The 15917-nt window shown below is 69.5% G+C and carries 17 protein-coding genes and 1 tRNA gene; 4 read left to right on the top strand and 14 right to left on the bottom strand.

Features of this window, described 5'->3' with window-relative positions; genetic code table 11:
- Positions 1–187 precede the first annotated feature (187 nt).
- The 5 genes from thrC to G9272_RS30395 all read right to left on the bottom strand — a co-directional run bounded on the left by thrC (position 188) and on the right by G9272_RS30395 (position 6190).
- On the bottom strand, positions 188–1246 hold the full coding sequence (thrC, locus tag G9272_RS30415; protein ID WP_171399469.1) for a threonine synthase: 1059 nt from the start codon (positions 1244–1246) through the stop codon (positions 188–190).
- A 6-nt stretch (positions 1247–1252) separates the two neighbouring features.
- Positions 1253–2551 carry a homoserine dehydrogenase gene (locus tag G9272_RS30410; RefSeq protein WP_171402244.1) on the bottom strand — a complete coding sequence of 433 codons (1299 nt, stop codon included), beginning with the start codon at positions 2549–2551 and terminating at the stop codon, positions 1253–1255.
- Between the two features lie 278 nt (positions 2552–2829).
- Positions 2830–4221, bottom strand: a complete 1392-nt coding sequence (gene lysA / locus G9272_RS30405; RefSeq protein ID WP_171399468.1) for a diaminopimelate decarboxylase — start codon at positions 4219–4221, stop codon at positions 2830–2832.
- A gap of 15 nt (positions 4222–4236) precedes the next feature.
- Entirely contained in the window at positions 4237–5289 is a 1053-nt protein-coding gene (nrtL, locus tag G9272_RS30400; RefSeq protein ID WP_171399467.1) for an ArgS-related anticodon-binding protein NrtL, read from the bottom strand.
- 313 nt (positions 5290–5602) lie between these two features.
- Positions 5603–6190 carry a response regulator gene (locus tag G9272_RS30395; RefSeq protein WP_171399466.1) on the bottom strand — a complete coding sequence of 196 codons (588 nt, stop codon included), beginning with the start codon at positions 6188–6190 and terminating at the stop codon, positions 5603–5605.
- A gap of 64 nt (positions 6191–6254) precedes the next feature.
- Here G9272_RS30395 and G9272_RS30390 point away from each other — a divergent pair.
- From G9272_RS30390 to G9272_RS30380, 3 genes are all read left to right on the top strand, one after another.
- Positions 6255–6326 (top strand) — tRNA-Arg (locus G9272_RS30390).
- 295 nt (positions 6327–6621) lie between these two features.
- Positions 6622–7433 (top strand): IS5 family transposase gene (locus tag G9272_RS30385; protein ID WP_437184317.1). Its coding sequence is split into 2 segments (ribosomal slippage): positions 6622–6976 and positions 6976–7433, totalling 813 coding nucleotides; the frame shifts between segments, so codons are not numbered across the junction.
- A 194-nt stretch (positions 7434–7627) separates the two neighbouring features.
- A complete protein-coding gene (locus G9272_RS30380; protein ID WP_171399465.1) occupies positions 7628–8011 on the top strand; it encodes a hypothetical protein in 384 nt (127 codons plus the stop codon).
- Between the two features lie 94 nt (positions 8012–8105).
- Here G9272_RS30380 and G9272_RS30375 read toward each other — a convergent pair whose 3' ends face one another.
- The 9 genes from G9272_RS30375 to G9272_RS30335 all read right to left on the bottom strand — a co-directional run bounded on the left by G9272_RS30375 (position 8106) and on the right by G9272_RS30335 (position 14359).
- Complete coding sequence (locus G9272_RS30375; RefSeq protein ID WP_171399464.1) at positions 8106–9488, bottom strand: tyrosine-type recombinase/integrase; 1383 nt, start codon at positions 9486–9488, stop codon at positions 8106–8108.
- Positions 9485–9655 (bottom strand): helix-turn-helix transcriptional regulator, encoded by a 171-nt coding sequence (locus G9272_RS30370; protein WP_093776451.1) that lies wholly within the window; start codon positions 9653–9655, stop codon positions 9485–9487. The genes G9272_RS30375 and G9272_RS30370 overlap by 4 nt, the downstream gene beginning before the upstream one ends.
- A complete protein-coding gene (locus tag G9272_RS30365; protein WP_171399462.1) occupies positions 9655–11022 on the bottom strand; it encodes a replication initiator in 1368 nt (455 codons plus the stop codon). The genes G9272_RS30370 and G9272_RS30365 overlap by 1 nt, the downstream gene beginning before the upstream one ends.
- Positions 11023–11128: 106 nt before the next feature.
- Positions 11129–11455 (bottom strand): SpdD protein, encoded by a 327-nt coding sequence (locus tag G9272_RS30360; RefSeq protein ID WP_171399461.1) that lies wholly within the window; start codon positions 11453–11455, stop codon positions 11129–11131.
- Positions 11456–11474: 19 nt separating this feature from the next.
- Positions 11475–11630 (bottom strand): hypothetical protein, encoded by a 156-nt coding sequence (locus G9272_RS30355; RefSeq protein ID WP_167467581.1) that lies wholly within the window; start codon positions 11628–11630, stop codon positions 11475–11477.
- Between the two features lie 15 nt (positions 11631–11645).
- Positions 11646–11825: a mobile element transfer protein gene (locus tag G9272_RS30350; RefSeq protein WP_030795965.1), complete on the bottom strand. Its 180-nt coding sequence runs from the start codon at positions 11823–11825 to the stop codon at positions 11646–11648.
- A gap of 15 nt (positions 11826–11840) precedes the next feature.
- A complete protein-coding gene (locus G9272_RS30345; protein WP_171399460.1) occupies positions 11841–12554 on the bottom strand; it encodes a DUF2637 domain-containing protein in 714 nt (237 codons plus the stop codon).
- 87 nt (positions 12555–12641) lie between these two features.
- The gene (locus G9272_RS30340; RefSeq protein WP_171399459.1) at positions 12642–14006 is read right to left on the bottom strand and encodes an FtsK/SpoIIIE domain-containing protein; all 1365 of its coding nucleotides are present in this window, start codon (positions 14004–14006) and stop codon (positions 12642–12644) included.
- Between the two features lie 5 nt (positions 14007–14011).
- Positions 14012–14359, bottom strand: a complete 348-nt coding sequence (locus G9272_RS30335) for an SCO3933 family regulatory protein (RefSeq protein ID WP_054239926.1) — start codon at positions 14357–14359, stop codon at positions 14012–14014.
- A gap of 229 nt (positions 14360–14588) precedes the next feature.
- On the opposite strand from G9272_RS30335, the gene G9272_RS30330 reads away from it, so the two are divergent.
- Positions 14589–15896 (top strand): HEAT repeat domain-containing protein, encoded by a 1308-nt coding sequence (locus tag G9272_RS30330; protein ID WP_253267990.1) that lies wholly within the window; start codon positions 14589–14591, stop codon positions 15894–15896.
- Positions 15897–15917 lie beyond the last annotated feature (21 nt).

Here is a 15917-nt window from a genome sequence, read left to right as displayed (position 1 = left end):
TATGCGGCGGGCGGATTCGGTACCAGCCTATCGAAGGAAGGTTCTGTGGCGACATAGGGCGCACAGGCGGCGCACGATGCGTGTCGCAAGCCCCCTGTGCACCCCTGCGCGGGAAAGCCCCCCGCGAGCCGCTTTCCGGCCCTCCGCGCGTCGCCCGCACGTGACTCACGGGCGACGCACGGGCCGCCTACGCGAGGCCGAGGCGCTCGGCCGCCGTCACCGCGTCGACCGGGACGGTGACGGGTTGCGGGGCGCCGGCGACGGCCCAGTCGGGGTCCTTCAGACCGTTGCCGGTGACGGTGCACACGATCTTCTGCCCCGGATCCACCTTGCCCTGCTCGGCGGCCTTCAGCAGACCGGCCACGGACGCGGCGGACGCGGGCTCCACGAAGACACCCTCCTGCGCGGCCAACAGCCGGTAGGCGCGCAGGATCTCACGGTCCGTCACCTCGTCGATGAAGCCGCCGGACTCCTCCTGCGCAGCCAGCGCGAACTTCCAGGAGGCCGGGTTGCCGATGCGGATCGCGGTGGCGATGGTCGACGGGTCCTTGACGACCTCGCCGCGCACGATCGGGGCACTGCCCGAAGCCTGGAACCCCCACATACGGGGGGTCCGCACGGCGATCTTGTCGGCGGCGTACTCCTGGTACCCCTTCCAGTACGCGGTGATGTTGCCCGCGTTACCGACCGGCAGGACGTGGATGTCGGGGGCGTCGCCGAGCATGTCCACGATCTCGAAGGCGGCCGTCTTCTGGCCCTCGATGCGCACCGGGTTCACCGAATTGACCAGCGCCACCGGGTAGTTGTCGCTCAGCGAACGGGCGAGCGTGAGGCAGTCGTCGAAGTTCCCCTCAACCTGGAGGATCTTCGCGCCGTGGACGAGGGCCTGGCCCATCTTGCCGATCGCGATCTTGCCCTGCGGGACGAGGACGGCACAGACCATTCCGGCCCGCACCGCGTACGCGGCGGCGGACGCGGAGGTGTTGCCGGTGGAGGCGCAGATGACGGCCTGCGCGCCCTCCTCCTTGGCCCGCGTGATGGCCATGGTCATGCCGCGGTCCTTGAAGGACCCGGTGGGGTTGGCGCCCTCCACCTTGAGGTGGACCTCGCAGCCCGTGCGCTCGGAGAGCACCTGCGCGGGCACGAGGGGCGTGCCACCCTCACGGAGCGTCACGACGGGCGTGCTGTCGGATACCGGCAGCCGGTCCCGGTACTCCTCGATGATTCCGCGCCACTGGTGGGTCATTGCTGGTTACTCTCCTTCAACCCGCATGATGCTGGCGACACCCCGCACGGTGTCGAGCTTGCGCAACGCCTCGACGGTCCCGGTGAGGGAGGCGTCGGACGCGCGGTGGGTGACGACGACGAGAGAGGCCTCGCCGTCGCTGTCCTGTCGCCCTTGCTGGCGCACCGTATCGATGGACACCCCGTGCTCGGCGAACACGGTCGCCACCTGGGCGAGAACACCCGGTTTGTCGGCGACGTCCAGACTGATGTGGTAGCGCGTGACGACGTCGCCCATCGGCGACACCGACAGGGCGGCATACGCCGACTCGCCGGGCCCCGTTGCCCCGCTGAGCCGGTTGCGGCAGACGGCGACGAGGTCGCCGAGCACGGCGGAGGCGGTGGGAGCACCGCCGGCGCCGGGACCGTAGAACATGAGCTGCCCGGCCGCGTCCGACTCCACGAACACGGCGTTGTAGGCGCCGCGCACGGAGGCCAGCGGGTGGCTCAGCGGAATCATCGCGGGGTGCACGCGCGCGGTGACCGACCCGCCGTCCGCGGCCCGCTCGCAGATGGCGAGCAGCTTGATGGTGCAGCCCATCTCCCGGGCGGAGGCGAAGTCGGCCGCCGTCACCTCGGTCATGCCCTCGCGGTACACGTCGTCGAGACGCACGCGCGTGTGGAAGGCGATCCCGGCGAGGATGGCCGCCTTGGCGGCGGCGTCGAACGCCTCGACGTCGGCGGTGGGGTCGGCCTCGGCGTATCCCAGGGCGGTGGCCTCGTCGAGGGCCTCCTGGTACCCGGCGCCGGTGGAGTCCATCTTGTCGAGGATGAAGTTGGTGGTGCCGTTGACGATCCCGAGCACCCGGTTGACCTTGTCCCCGGCGAGGGACTCGCGAAGCGGCCGGATCAGCGGGATGGCGCCGGCGACGGAGGCCTCGTAATAGAGGTCCTCGCCGTGCTCCTCGGCGGCGGCGTGCAGCGCGGCGCCGTCCTGGGCGAGGAGCGCCTTGTTCGCGGAGACGACGGAGGCGCCGTACTCGAAGGCGGTGGTGATGAGCGTACGAGCGGGCTCGATGCCTCCGATGACCTCGACGACGACGTCGATGTCGCCGCGCTTGACGAGGGCGGTGGCGTCGGTGGTGACGAGGGCGGGGTCGATGCCCTCCCGGACCCGGGAAGGCCGCCGAACCGCCACACCGGCCAGTTCAACGGGGGCCCCGATCCTCGCGGCGAGGTCGTCGGCGTGCGTCGTCATGATGCGCGCCACCTCTGAGCCGACCACTCCACAGCCCAGCAGCGCCACCTTCAGCGGACGCGTACGCATCATCCGACCTCGTTTCCTCATACCGTCTACGGTTGTTTCCGGTTGCCCCAGTCTCACTCACCGGACCGGAGTTTCTATCCCTGGTCCGGATCGTGAGACATCTATTTCATTTTCACCGGGGTGGCAGACAGGAGATCTTCCGCCCTTTTCCGTCGACGCCTGTCGACGTCCGTGGGCGGTTTCCGGCAGTCGTTCAGCGGCCGGTTCCGCCGACCGTTCCGACTGCCATTCTCTCTATCGCTCTCTCAGCCGTTCTCTCTGCCGTCCCGTCCCCGATTTCAGCCCACGTCGAGCCGCAGCAGATCCTCCTCGGTCTCCCGCCGCACGATGACCCGCGACTCCCCCTCGCGCACGGCGACCACGGGCGGTCGCAGCACATGGTTGTAGTTGCTGGCCATGGACCGGCAGTACGCGCCCGTGGCGGGTACGGCGATCAGGTCACCCGGTGCCAGGTCGGAGGGCAGGAACGCGTCCTTCACGACGATGTCGCCGCTCTCGCAGTGCTTGCCGACGACCCGCGCGAGCATCGGCTCGGCGTCGGAGGTCCGGGAGACCAGCGCGACGCTGTACTCCGCGTCGTACAGCGCGGTACGGATGTTGTCCGACATGCCTCCGTCGACGGAGACATACGTACGCAGCCCGTCGAGGGGCTTGATGGTGCCGACCTCGTAGAGGGTGAAGGCGGTCGGGCCGACGATGGCGCGCCCCGGCTCGACGGAGATACGAGGAGTGCGGAGGCGGGCGCCCTCACACTCACGGGTGACGATCTCGGTGAGCGCCTTGGCGATCTCGTGGGGCTCGCGGGGATCGTCGTCGCTGGTGTACGCGATTCCGAGCCCGCCGCCGAGGTCGATCTCGGGCAGCTCGACGCCGTGCTCGTCACGGATGTCCTTGAGCAGCCCGACGACCCGGTGGGCGGCGACCTCGAAGCCGGACATGTCGAAGATCTGCGACCCGATGTGGGAGTGCAGCCCGATGAGTTCGAGCCCGTCGAGCTGGAGAGCCCGCCGGACGGCTTCCGCCGCCTGTCCGCCCGCGAGCGGAATCCCGAACTTCTGGTCCTCGTGCGCGGTGGCGATGAACTCGTGCGTATGGGCCTCGACGCCGACGGTGATACGGATCTGCACCCGCTGCCGCTTACCGAGGGACTGCGCGACATGGGCGACGCGCACGATCTCCTGGAAGGAGTCGAGAACGATACGCCCGACGCCGGCGTCGATGGCGCGGTGAATTTCGTCGACGGACTTGTTGTTCCCGTGGAAGGCGATGCGATCGGCGGGCATGCCGGCGGAGAGGGCGGTGGCGAGCTCGCCGCCCGAACAGACGTCGAGGTTGAGCCCCTCCTCGTGCAGCCAGCGCACGACGGCCCGGGACAGGAACGCCTTGCCGGCGTAGAAGACGTCGGCGTCGGCCCCGAAGGCGGTACGCCAGGCACGGGCCCGCTCCCGGAAGTCGGCCTCGTCGAGGATGTAGGCAGGGGTGCCGTGCTCCTCGGCGAGGGCGGCGACGTCGACACCGCCCACGGTCAGCACACCGTCGGTGTTACGGGTGACGGTATGCGCCCAGACCTTCGGGTGGAGGGCGTTGAGATCGGCGGGCGGGGCGGAGTAGTGCCCCTCCGGAAAGACATCGGCGTGACGGGGCCCGGCGGGGTGGGCGGAACGGCTCATCTTGGGCGTGCTCTTTCAGAGATGGTCGGGTGCGTCGATGCCGAGCAGGGACAGGCCGCCGGCCAGCACCGTCCCGGCGGCTTCGGCAAGCGCGAGCCGGGCACGGTGGGCGGCCGAGGGTTTCTCCTCACCACGGGGCAGGACGGTGGGGAACAGAGGGGTGACGGCGTCGGCGACGGCGAGGAGATGCCGGGCGAGACGGTCGGGAGCGTGCTGTGTCGCCGCCGCGGCCAGGATGCGGGGATGGTCGGCGAGAGCGATCTCGAGTTCGCGTACGTCCTGGACGTCTCCGGGGTGGGCGTCGAAGCCCAGGTCGGCGGCGTTACGGCTGAGCGCCCGGGTGCGGGCGTGGGCGTAACGGACCCGGAAGAGCGGGTTGCCCTCCCGCTGGGACAGGTACTCGGCGGTGATCCGGGGCCGGTCGTGAGCGGCGGGGTGGAGAAGAGCCCAACGACCGGCGTCGCGACCGAGCGAAACGGGATCGGCCGGTGCGGCGGGGACGGGACGTACGTTGACCTCGAGCGGAGCCGGCGCGTCGGGCCTGCCGTACGCGTCGACCTCGGCACCGAGCACCTCCGTCCACTCCCGCTCGGGACGCGCCACACAGCTGGTACGGACGAGGGCTCCCTGCGAACGCAGCACACGGGCGACCACGTCCATGAAAACAACGGCGCGGACCTCGTGACGGGCATGCAGCTGCACGAGCTGCCCGGTGGGGCGATCGGCGTGCCCGTACCTCACCCCGCTCCGCAGGATCTCCCGCACGAGCGCGACCGACGCCTCCGCCCCGTGCAGGCTGATATTGAGGAACCCGGGCCCCGTGACGACGACGTCACTGACCCCGACGGCCCCGAGGAGATACGGCCGGAGAACCTCGGCGACCCGCTGCGGCGACTGCCCGGCCGGCCGCGCGAGCTGGAGGGCGATATTGGTCGCGTAGTCCCCGCAGCCACCGGGCCCCGGAGCGGTGACCAAAGCCCGCCCCGGCACGACCACACCCAGCTCCCCGTCATCGACAGCACAACGCACCGCGCGCAGCACGGTACGGGAGAGCTCGACGGGGGTCACGGCACAAGCGTAGGGGAGGAGGGGGGTGGGTAGGCGAGCCGGTTTGCCGGTGGTCCGGGATGTGGACGCGGGGGGAGGGGGGCGGGGCAACGGCTTCGGAGGGGCGCCGGCTGGGGCGGGGGTGGGGTGCTGGGTGCTGAGGCTGTGCGGACCGCAATGGGGAGTGGTGCCGGGCAAGCCGGGCGAATGGTTCGGGCAGCAGAACCCACTGGGCCGTACAGACCAGGACGGGGACGGGGACGGGGACCGGGACTCATCTCCTGATCCGCTGATCCACTGATCCACTGATTTGCGTCGGGCTTACAGAACGGCGTTATTCGGCCCCTGAGCCCGCACCGCCCGGCCCTACACCCTTCCCCGCCCCTACGCCTTCCCCTGCCCCGAGCACGGTCCCGAGCCCCCTCTCCAGACCCACACCTTCCCCACGCTCCATCAACTCCCTTACGACGGAGACAAGTTCGGCAGGGTCGAAGGGCTTGGCGAGGAACGCGTCGACGCCGACCTCGAGACCGGCCTCGACCTCGTACTGCGTACAGGCACTGATCACGACAAGGGGAAGATCACGCGTCCGCGGATCGGCACGCAGCCGAGCGGCGGTACGCAACCCGTCCAACCGGGGCATGACGACATCGAGCGTCACGAGATCGGGCTGCACCTGATGAACGACATCCAGACACTCGACACCATCGCCCGCGGTCACGACCTCGATGCCCTCCAGCTCGAGATTGACCCTGATCAGCTGCCGGATGACCTTGTTGTCGTCCACAACAAGCACCCGGCCCGACGCGCCTGGCACAACTCGAGAGTAGGTCGGGACCGGCCACCGCGTCCGGGTTTTCCCCACTTCCACCCCCGTGCGGGCGACCGACACCCCTCCCCGGACCCGCAGAAACCCGTTCATGAACACCCCGAGCGAGCTGGTAGTGTTCTACCCGTCGCCGCGAGCAACACCTCACGACCGGCACGCCCCCGTAGCTCAGGGGATAGAGCAACGGCCTCCGGAGCCGTGTGCGCAGGTTCGAATCCTGCCGGGGGCACCTTGGATTAGGTGCCCAAAGACCCCGCCACCAGCGCTTTCGCTGAGGACGGGGTCTTGGCGTATGTGCAGGCGTGTGCCGCTCGGGGCGGCCGTATGTCGGGTGCTGTGGACTATGCGTGGACTGGCCGCGGGGTAGGAATCCGCAGGTCGGGCCCTCGTTGCGCACGCGGGAGTCTGACGCTCGAGAGTGCACGACGCAGACCCACCGCTACGAGACTAACAACGGCTAACACAAAGAGGTGGATCGGTCCTGGCTGCCGTGACTGGCGCGGGAGTTGAGCGTTCGGTCTGGTGTGGGGACGTCGCCGTGGATTGTGTCGGATGAGCTGTGGGATCGCCTGGAGCCGCTGTTACCGCAGCGTGAGCGGCGCTTTCGGTATCCCGGCCGCAAGCCGTTGCCGGACCGGGACGTGCTGTGCGGGATCTTGTATGTGCTGCATACCGGGATCCAGTGGGAGTACTTGCCGCAGGAGCTCGGTTTCGGCTCGGGCATGACGTGCTGGCGGCGGCTGCGGGACTGGAACGAGGCCGGCGTGTGGCAGCGGCTGCACGAGGTCCTGCTGGCCGAGCTGAATGCGGCTTCCCGGTTGGACTGGTCGAGGTGCGTGGTCGACTCCTCCCACGTCAGGGCGTTAAAAGGGGGATCCACACGGGCCCCTCGCCGGTCGACCGGGGCCGGGCCGGCTCGAAACACCATCTGATCACCGACGGGCACGGCACCCCGCTTGCGGTCCTGCTGACCGGGGGCAACCGCAACGACGTCACGCAGTTGCTGCCGCTGCTCGACGCGATCCCGCCGGTCCGCGGCCGGGTCGGACGTCCCCGCCGCAGGCCGGACTCGCTGTTCGCCGACCGAGGCTACGACCACGACATCTACCGCGACCAGGTCCGCGCCCGCGGCATCGTGCCCGCGATCGCCCGCCGCGGCACCCTGCACGGCACAGGACTGGGCACCTACCGCTGGGTCGTGGAGAGGAGCTTTGCGTGGCTGCACGGCTTCCGACGTCTGCGGATCCGATGGGAACGGCGAGCCGACATCCACGAAGCATTCCTCAAACTCGCCTGCTGCCTCATCACCCACCGACAACTCAGCTCATTGTGTTAGCCGTTGTAAGGCTGCGCCGTAACTGATCTTGTGGTCGGCATACCTGTGATCACTGGCGTGGGGTGGGCCCTGGGAACGGGGATATCCAGGACGACTCCGACCCCATGATCCCACCAGCCGTCAGGCGATCATTTCGCTTGCTGGCGCCCCTTGTTCTGGCCGATCCTGTCCACTCGGCGAGCGAGGAGGACAGCGTGGGTTTGACCTTGTTCCCAGGGGATGGGAACACCAGGAGCCCAGACGTCGCCTGGTCCTACACCGGCTTCAACGCTTTCCGGGAACGGCTGGCACGGGCCGAGGGATTCGTGCTCTCCGCGATGTGGGGCTTCGGTGGAGACCGCCCCTGGAGCGACCTCTCCACCTGCCTGGAGCCGCTCCTCGATCACCCGGACGACGGCGGCGACCCCCTTTCGGCAGCAGAGTGCGCCGGCATCCTTCCCCGATTGGAAGCAGTCATCGGCCAATGGCTACTGGAGCCCACAGAACCACTCCTCCAGCAGCACATCGAGGACGCTCGGCAGCTGGCAGTGGTCCTGCGACTGTGCATAGACAAAGACGTCGAGCTCTGTTTCCTCTGAACGTCTGGGTGCCGAAGGCCCGATCCATACAGAGGAGCGCAGACTACTCACGTGAGTAGTCTGCGCTCGATGTAGATCGGGCTGTGCCGTCTCCTCATTCTGGAGGGGCATCGTCCAACAGCTCAGCAATCCGGCGATTGGCGACGTCCTGTCGCCCGTCGAGGCACTTCGCGTAGCGGCTGAGGAGCACTTCGACGCTGTTGCCCGCTCGCTCCGCAACCTCTGTCGGGTCTACGCCGGCGTTGAGCCACGAGGAGAGCGCCGCGTGCCGCAGGTCGTACGGTCGAGCCGCCAGCGGCGAGGCCACCTGTTCCGGCGTGAGCGCCAGGTGCCGCGCCTCGTCCCAGACACGCCAGTACGTCGTCGAGGCGACCACTCCCCCACGTTCGTTGGCGAACAGCCGACCGTCCTTGGCCGTGCCGAACTCCTCGATGTGAGCCCGGAGCATGCGCACCAGGCGGGGCGGAACGGGAACGATGCGGGTCTCGTTGGCGGGTCGATTCTTGAGGCCGCGGTTGTCGTGCACCTCCCCCGTTCCGGTCCAGCGCTTCCCGACGGTCGGCCGGCTCTTCTCCAGGATCAACGAGCCCCATCCTTTGTCCGGCAGCGTGCAGTCCGTACGGCACAGAGCCACGGCTTCCGCCGGCCGCAGCCCACCGAAGTACATGCAGGCGAAGAGTGCGACGAGTCGGCGCCCACGGGCCCGGCGGTACCCACCGACGTACGAGACTGCGCCCAGAAGCTCAGCCGCTTGCCGGGGGTTCACCACGACTCGGCGGTCAACTTCCTTCGTGACCTTGGGCAGCTTCCACTTCACGAGCGTGACCGGGTTCTCCGGGAGCTCCCCCAGCTCTACTGCGTAGGCCAGGGCGTTGAAGAGGACAGCCCGCTTACGTCGCACCGTCTCTGCGGCGGCCGGAGCACCAGCAAGGGTGAGCTTGAGCGAGTCGAGGACGCTGCGGATGTCTGCCGGGTTCTTGAGCGTCGTCAGCGGCAGCGAGGCTTTGGCCACCCAGCGGAGGGCGTTGGCGATGTCCACCGGCGGGGCCTCCTCGTCCGGGGCCTGGACAACGAAGGCCCAGCCCCGTAGGGCACGCCGCAACACGTCATCCGCAGGACGACCGGCGCGGTCGGCCAGGAGGTGAGTCGTGACGAGCGTCATCGTCTCGTTCAGGCTGTCGCGGGAGTTCGGAGCGGCGTGCGGCCATTTCATGGCGACATACGCCCGCGCAAAGTCGTACCAGGTGAGGGACTCTTTGATCGGGGCCATCGAATCCGGCAGACCGGTCTCAGTGTCGAATGCGTCGCCCTTTTGCGCGGCACGGAGCAGCTTCGCGCGGAAATTGTCGGCGAGAGCCTTGGTCCGGAAGGTCTCGGAGAATGGCGGGACGTCGCCGACCTTCCATCGCACGTCGTACGACGGGGTCTTGTACGGCCGCTTGCGGATGCTCCACACCTTCACGTCATGGGACTTCACGCCGCCTCCCCGAGTCCGTGAAGCCACGAGGTGAAGTCACTTCGCCAGAAGCGGAGTTCACCGTTCGGGAGCTTGATCGCTTCCGGAGCCTGTCCCAGCTCGCGCCAGCGATAGAAGGTGCGGCGGGAGACTCCGCCCAGCTCGGTGAGGATCTGCGGGACGGTCATCAGTTCGTCTCGTCGGCGGTCCACGACGAGTCTCCTTCCGTCTCGGAGGCGTCGGGTCGCCGTGAGGTGGCGAGCCAGGATTCAGCGGCGGTCAGCCCGGTACCGGCGAAGCGCCAATGAGAGAGGACAAGCACGGTGTCCGGGTCCGGGAGGGGGTGGCCGGCCAGAGCCGCGCGTTCGCGGGTGAGTGCTTCGTTGTGGTCGGCCCGTTCCTGGCGGAGGGCGCCGAGGGTGACGGAGTACGCGCGGGACTTGGTGGAGAAGTGGCCGCGGAAACCGAGCATGTGAGCCCACTTACGGAGCCGGAGTTCTTCGAGTTCTGGCAGTCCGCCGAGGTGCCAGCAGGTGAGGATCATTTGTCGGGCATGGTCGGTGACGTCGGCCCCGATGAGATCGGTGATGGGGTTGCGGATCGGGCGGTCGATGGTGCCGGTCGCGCTCTCCGCTCCCTTGGTGGCGTACTTGGCGATGTAGGCAGCGACGGCCCGGCTGGTCAGGTCGGTGGTTCCGGTGAAGTCGGCGGAGCGGATGGGGCGGATGTCGAGCTGTTCGCCGAAGCGGAAGGTGTGGGCGTGGCCGGCGAGGGTCAGGCCGGGGGTCTCGGCGAGGCGGACGGCCGAGCGGATCGCGTCGGTGAGGAGTTCTGTCGTGGCCCAGGCAGGCGGAGAGTCCTCAGCACCTTCAGGGCCGTCGAGGCGGATCACGGCGTGGAAGTGCACGGCTCCGCGCCGCTGGTACTCGGCGACCTTGGCGTACGAGAGCTTGAGGCAGTGGCGCAGTTCGGAGCGGGTGATGTCCGCTCGGGAGGCGATCTGTTGGCGTAGGTAGGTGGTGAATCGGGCCCACAGGGCTCCGGCGTGCGCGTTCCAGAGGACGGCGTCGCGGTAGTCGTATCGGTCCGGGTTCAGCGGGGTGCCGAGGGCGGGGTCGTCGTCCGGGTGGAGGCGTCCGCAGCGGCAGCGACCGGCGCCGGGCCGGTTGTGGACGGGGCCGAAGGACGGGGCGGTGAAGGTGGCGAAGACGCGGGGGTGTTGGGCGACGGCCGGGCCGATCCCCTTGCCGCCGCTCAGGCCGGCCGTGACGAGGTGGTAGGTGTCCTTGCGGTAGACCTCGGCGCAGGCGGCGCAGCGGGTCGCGCGGCGGTTGTTGCAGCGGATGAGGAGCTGTCCGGCGGGAAGGTCGCGGTCGAAGATCTCGCGGACGATTTCGCCGGTTGCTGCGTGGACGTCGAGGCGGTGGCCCTCCATCCGTACGGGCCGCTCGCAGCCGCCGAGCCGCTGAACCTGGTGTGCGTAGGTGCTGAGGTCGCCGTACTGGGCGAGGGCGGCCAGTTGGCGGATGGCTCCAGCAGGAGCCTGGGGGCGCATGTGCGGGTGCCTCCTTGGAGGGGCGGAAGTTCGAGACGGGCACAGCACCCCGGCCTGCATAGGGGGCTAGACACCGTGGGCAGGCCGGGATGCTGCGCAGATGAGGTCAGCGGCGGTCGCTCTTGAGGATCGAGCGGATGACGACCGCGCAGACGACCGCGCAGACGGCCACGGAAGCGGCAGTGACGGCGACCGCGAGGAGCATGGAGACCAGGACCGCGCCGACGACCAGGACCAGGGCTCCCCCACCGGCGACGAGGGTGAGCACGCTGCCCGGGGTGAGTTGGACCGCCGGCCGGTTGGAGGCGGGGGCCATCGGGGCCGGGGCCGGGGCGTAGGCGGTGGGGTTGTAGACCGACGGGCTGTAGGTCGTCGGGGGCGTGATGGTGGTGATCGGGGCGGTGTCCAGGCGGGGGTACTTGGGTGTGAACACGGGGCGGTCCCTTCTGTGGTCAGTCGAGGAGCGTGGCGACGGCGGGGGCGAGGACGCTGTTGGCCACGAGGTAGCCGCCGAGGAGGAGTAGGGCGACCAGCCACCACGGCGGGCGGGCGAGCTGGATGCCGAGGACGGCGACGACGAGCACGGCGAACCAGAGCGGGACAGTCATGGCAGCGGTCTCCTCTCAGGCCTTGCAGCGGTGGGTGCGGGCGGCGAGTTCGGCGGCGGCGCGGCTGTCGTACTCGGTGGAGAAGTCGCAGCGGGGTGCGGTGCAGGCGGCGAGGTGGCGGTTTCGGCCGCGGGCGATGTAGGACGCGACCTGCACGGGGCCGATGCGGCGGACGTTGCGGAAGCGCGGGTTCACGGTGTTCGTCCCTTCTCAGAGGTGGGCGGCGACAGCGGGCGTCATGGATGGAGGCAGGCCCAGGCGGGCGCGGACGGCGTCGGGGTCGGCGGCGAGACCGGTGGTGGCGCGGTGTTCCTCGGCCAGGGCCTGGGCACGGTCGACGAGAGCGGGCGGGAGGGTGACGGCCGGGGCAGGCGTCGGAGCGGGGACAGCCGCGACTGGTTCGGGGGTTGCGGGCGGCTCCGAATCGGAGTCCGGGCCCGTGACCAGGGCCGGAAGCGCGTCATGTTCGGGCGCGTCGACCGCAGCCGGAACGGGGGCCGGTTCGGTGTCCGCCGCGGGTGTCACCGTGCCTGTCGGCGCGTCCGGGGTGCGTGGTGTGTGGGCGAGCAGGGTTCCGCCGAAGAAGGCGACGGCGGGCCAGCCGGCCACCACGACGCGGAGCGACGCGGGAACGTCGTCCAGGTCGAGGAGCCCGGCGGTGGCGATGTTGGCCCCGAGGGATGCGGCCAGGGCGATCAGGAACCACAGCCGCGGTCCCCCGGCCGGTTGCCCGGCGCGCTGCTGTTCGCGCATCCGGCGCCAGGCGGCGACGAGCAGCAGGTCGACGGAGACGGGATAGGCCCATGCCTTCCAGCCGCCCTGTCCGGCCGCGTCGGCGAGGTCGTGAAGGTGCGAGAAGGACAGGGCACCCGCGATGACGGCTTGGACGATCACGGCGTCCACACGGGCCAACTGGGCGCGCATCGGCTCGGGTTCCTTCCTGTTCGAGGCATGGGAGGGGTAGGGATGCGGCGCGAGGCGGTCACGCCGACCGTGGGGAGGGTGGTGCGGCTACTCGGTCACCGGGCGGGCGGTAGGCACGCCGGCCGGGGTGAGCGCCTTGAAGGACTCGACGGCGACGCCGGGCCGGAAGGAGTCGAGGCGGGGCAGTTCCGGCACCAGGGCGGAGGTGTTGCGGCAGATGGCCGCTGCCTCGTCGAGGGACAGGTGCGGTGAGCGCGCGCGGGACCAGCCGCTGGAGGAGTCGCCGACGATCGCGACGCCGGGCCGTTCGGCCGGGATGGAGGTGGCGGCGAGGGCCGCTTCCGGAGAGATGTCGGCGAGCGCCATGTTCGCCGAGGACTCGTCATTGACCCGGTGGCAGATGCGGCCGGTGAGCTGGGCGCGGAGCATGGTCGCGCCCTTGCCGAGTTCGGAGCCGAAGCGCTGCCCGCACACTTCGAGGTAGATGCCGGCCGCGCGGCCGAGCTGGGCGATGCGGATCAGCTTGGTGACCATGGCGTCGCGTCGCTTCTCATCGTCGCGGCTCGCGGCGAGGAAGAGTTCGGCGACCTCGTCGACGACGACCACGACCGGCACCGGCCGTACCGTGTCCGGCAGCCCCCACACGTCCGAGGTGAGCACGGCGTCCGGGCCCGCAGCGGACGAGAGACCGATCAGGCGGAACCGTGCCTCCATCTCTTCCAGCAGGACGTCAAGGAGTTCGTTCGCCCGGTCCGGGGTATCGGCGAGCGCAGACAACCGGGGCGCGAACGGAGCCAGTTCGACGCCCCATTTGCAGTCGACGCCGACGAGCACGACCCGTTGCCGGGCCAGGCCGCACACCAGGTTCCGCAGGTAGACAGACTTGCCGGACTGCGTCGCTCCGAGGATGAGTTCATGCGGCACGGCGCGGAAGTCCCGTACGTGCCACCGTCCGTCATCCCGCAGCGCCAGCGGGAGGGTGAGCGGCCCGCGCTGCTTCCACCGCCGTGCGGGCTGCACGTCGGAGAGAACGTCCCAGCCGATCAGGCGCAGTTCGAGCCAGCCCGGCTTGGTGGGGCGGATGTGTACGGCGTGCGCGGCCCAGGCGTGGCGCAGCCGGTCGGCCGAGGCCATGAAGTCCTCGGGAGCCTGCCCGGTCGCCATGCGCAGCCGCATCACGAGCCCGGACCCGGTGGGCCACGGCAGCGACCGCCGAGGCGGGACGGGGGCGGCTTCCCTTCCGATCATCCGGGCCGTGGCCCGACGGACGGCCGAGGCCGGGACCGTCAGGCCGCACGCGTCCATCGTGGCCCGGTAGGTGGTGAACACGCGCAGCGCGACGAACGGGTAGCCGACCAACCACCAGAACGCGACCGGTGCGCGGCGGCGCAGGACCAGCAGGGCGGCGAGTGCCAGCAGGCACAGTGCCAGCGTCCAGACGGTGTCAGTCATGGCGTTCAGCCCTGCACCGGAGCCGGGGCGTTGACCATGACAGCGTCCGCCCGGTAGGCGATACCGTGACGCATCCGTCCGCCGAACTCGCTCTCCCACGGCCGGGCGATGAGGCCGGGCAGGATGACCGGAGCTCCCATCACCAGGCCTTCACCGATGCCCTTCTCGGGAACGGTGACCTTGATCATGTCCGAACCGCCCGCCGCGATGAACACCAGCTCCAGCACCATGAGCCGGTCGTTGGTCACCGGGTCGACGGCGATCTCACCGGTCTGACGGTCCTTCACCTTGACCTCGGGCAGCTTGGTGACGAGGAGCGTCGCGGCCGAGACGTCTACGGGGATGACACGCATTTCGTGAACCTCACTTGGTTGGCGATGCGTTCAGTCCGCACCGCTTGAGTTGGATACCCCCCTAGACAGCAGAGGGGCGACCCGCCCGAACTGTCTAGGGGGATTGACGACTACGTTAGACCGACGGACCGTCAACCGTCTAGGGGGATATACGAGAAGGTCGCACGGCCAGTGTCAGACCCCTGCACGATGATGCGTCCGGCACCGGTCGACTTCCTGGAGGAACGTGGTGGACACCGACTTGGTCCGGGACCTCGGGGTGCCGGACCGACGCGAAGCAGCGGCAGACGCCCTGGTCGCGCTCGGGAGCGGCGCAGTGGAGCAGCTGATACGGGCGCTGACAGCCGCAGATTCCCCCGTGCCCTGGCGGCCGATCACCGACGTCCTCCAGCGGATCGGGGACTCGGGCTTCGATGGATTGCTCCAGGCTCTCGTCTCCGCGTCCGATGAGCGCTCCCTCAAGCACATAGCCCTTGCGTTCTCTCACGTCGGTCCAGCCTTCCTGGAGCGCTACACCGCGGCCCTCTCCCATCCCGTGCCGCTGGTACGCCGCGAAGCGGTCCGCGGAATCCAGTACTGCGGCGAAGCCGGCCGGTCAGCCGTGGCCGCCCTGCTGCCGCTGCTCGGAGATCCGGACCAGGAAGTCGCCCGCCAGGCACAAGACACCCTGGTCTTCCAGGGACCGCACGTGATTCCACTGCTCCAGCGCATTCGGGAGGTGGGGCCGGGAGAACAGCGAGCGCGAGCGCTAACGGTGCTCGCCGCCCTGGGCGGGGAGCCCGCACTGTCCGCCGCCGACGTGGCCGCGATCGAACGACTCATACGCGTCAAGCTCCCGGACGACCGGCCCGAAGGAATGTGGGGGTGCTGGAATCACTGGATCGCCCTCCCGAGCGGCGACCAGACCGGCATCTTGCGCGCCCTCGGCGTGGTCGACCCAAGACCTGTGACCTTCGCCCTCGGCAACGACATCGTCGACGCCGACGGCCACGGCTGCGGCGACGACGAAGACCCCTACACCGGCTACGAACGGGTCTTCGTGACGCCCGAGCTGAACGGATGGACTCTCGTCCTCGGCGCCTGGTGCGACCCAAGCGGCGAGGAACGTCGCGATGACGTCCTGCGCCTGTGCACCGAACTCAGCGTCCGCTACGGGCGGGCGCATGCCTACTACTACGGAGGCCAGGGAGACGGCTCCGCCTGGCTCATCGCCGAACACGGCGTAGTGGTCCGGCGGTACTGCGAAACAGGCGTGGGAGAGGACGAGTTGCTCACCCTCGGCGAACCCGTGCCGTACGAGCGAGCACGTCGTACGGAACTGGGGCTGCAACCCGCCTGGGACCCGGCGCAGGAAAGCCAGGAGGACGAGGACGAGTGGCAGTGGGCCGCGCACGACCTCGCCGCCGACCTCGCCGACTCCTACGGCGTCAGCCCTCTCCACATCGGCCCCGACACACCGTCACGGGGAACCGGCGTCATCGCCTTGACCCCGTACGGCGTCACCCGCGGTGTACCAGCAGGGGCCTATCGCATCTGAGCGAGGACGAGAGCAGGGGCA

The organism is Streptomyces asoensis, from assembly GCF_013085465.1.
GTDB classification, from domain to species: Bacteria; Actinomycetota; Actinomycetes; order Streptomycetales; family Streptomycetaceae; genus Streptomyces; species Streptomyces cacaoi_A.
The sequence above is the reverse complement of the archived record's forward strand: the minus strand, read 5'-3'. Positions and strand labels throughout refer to the sequence as shown.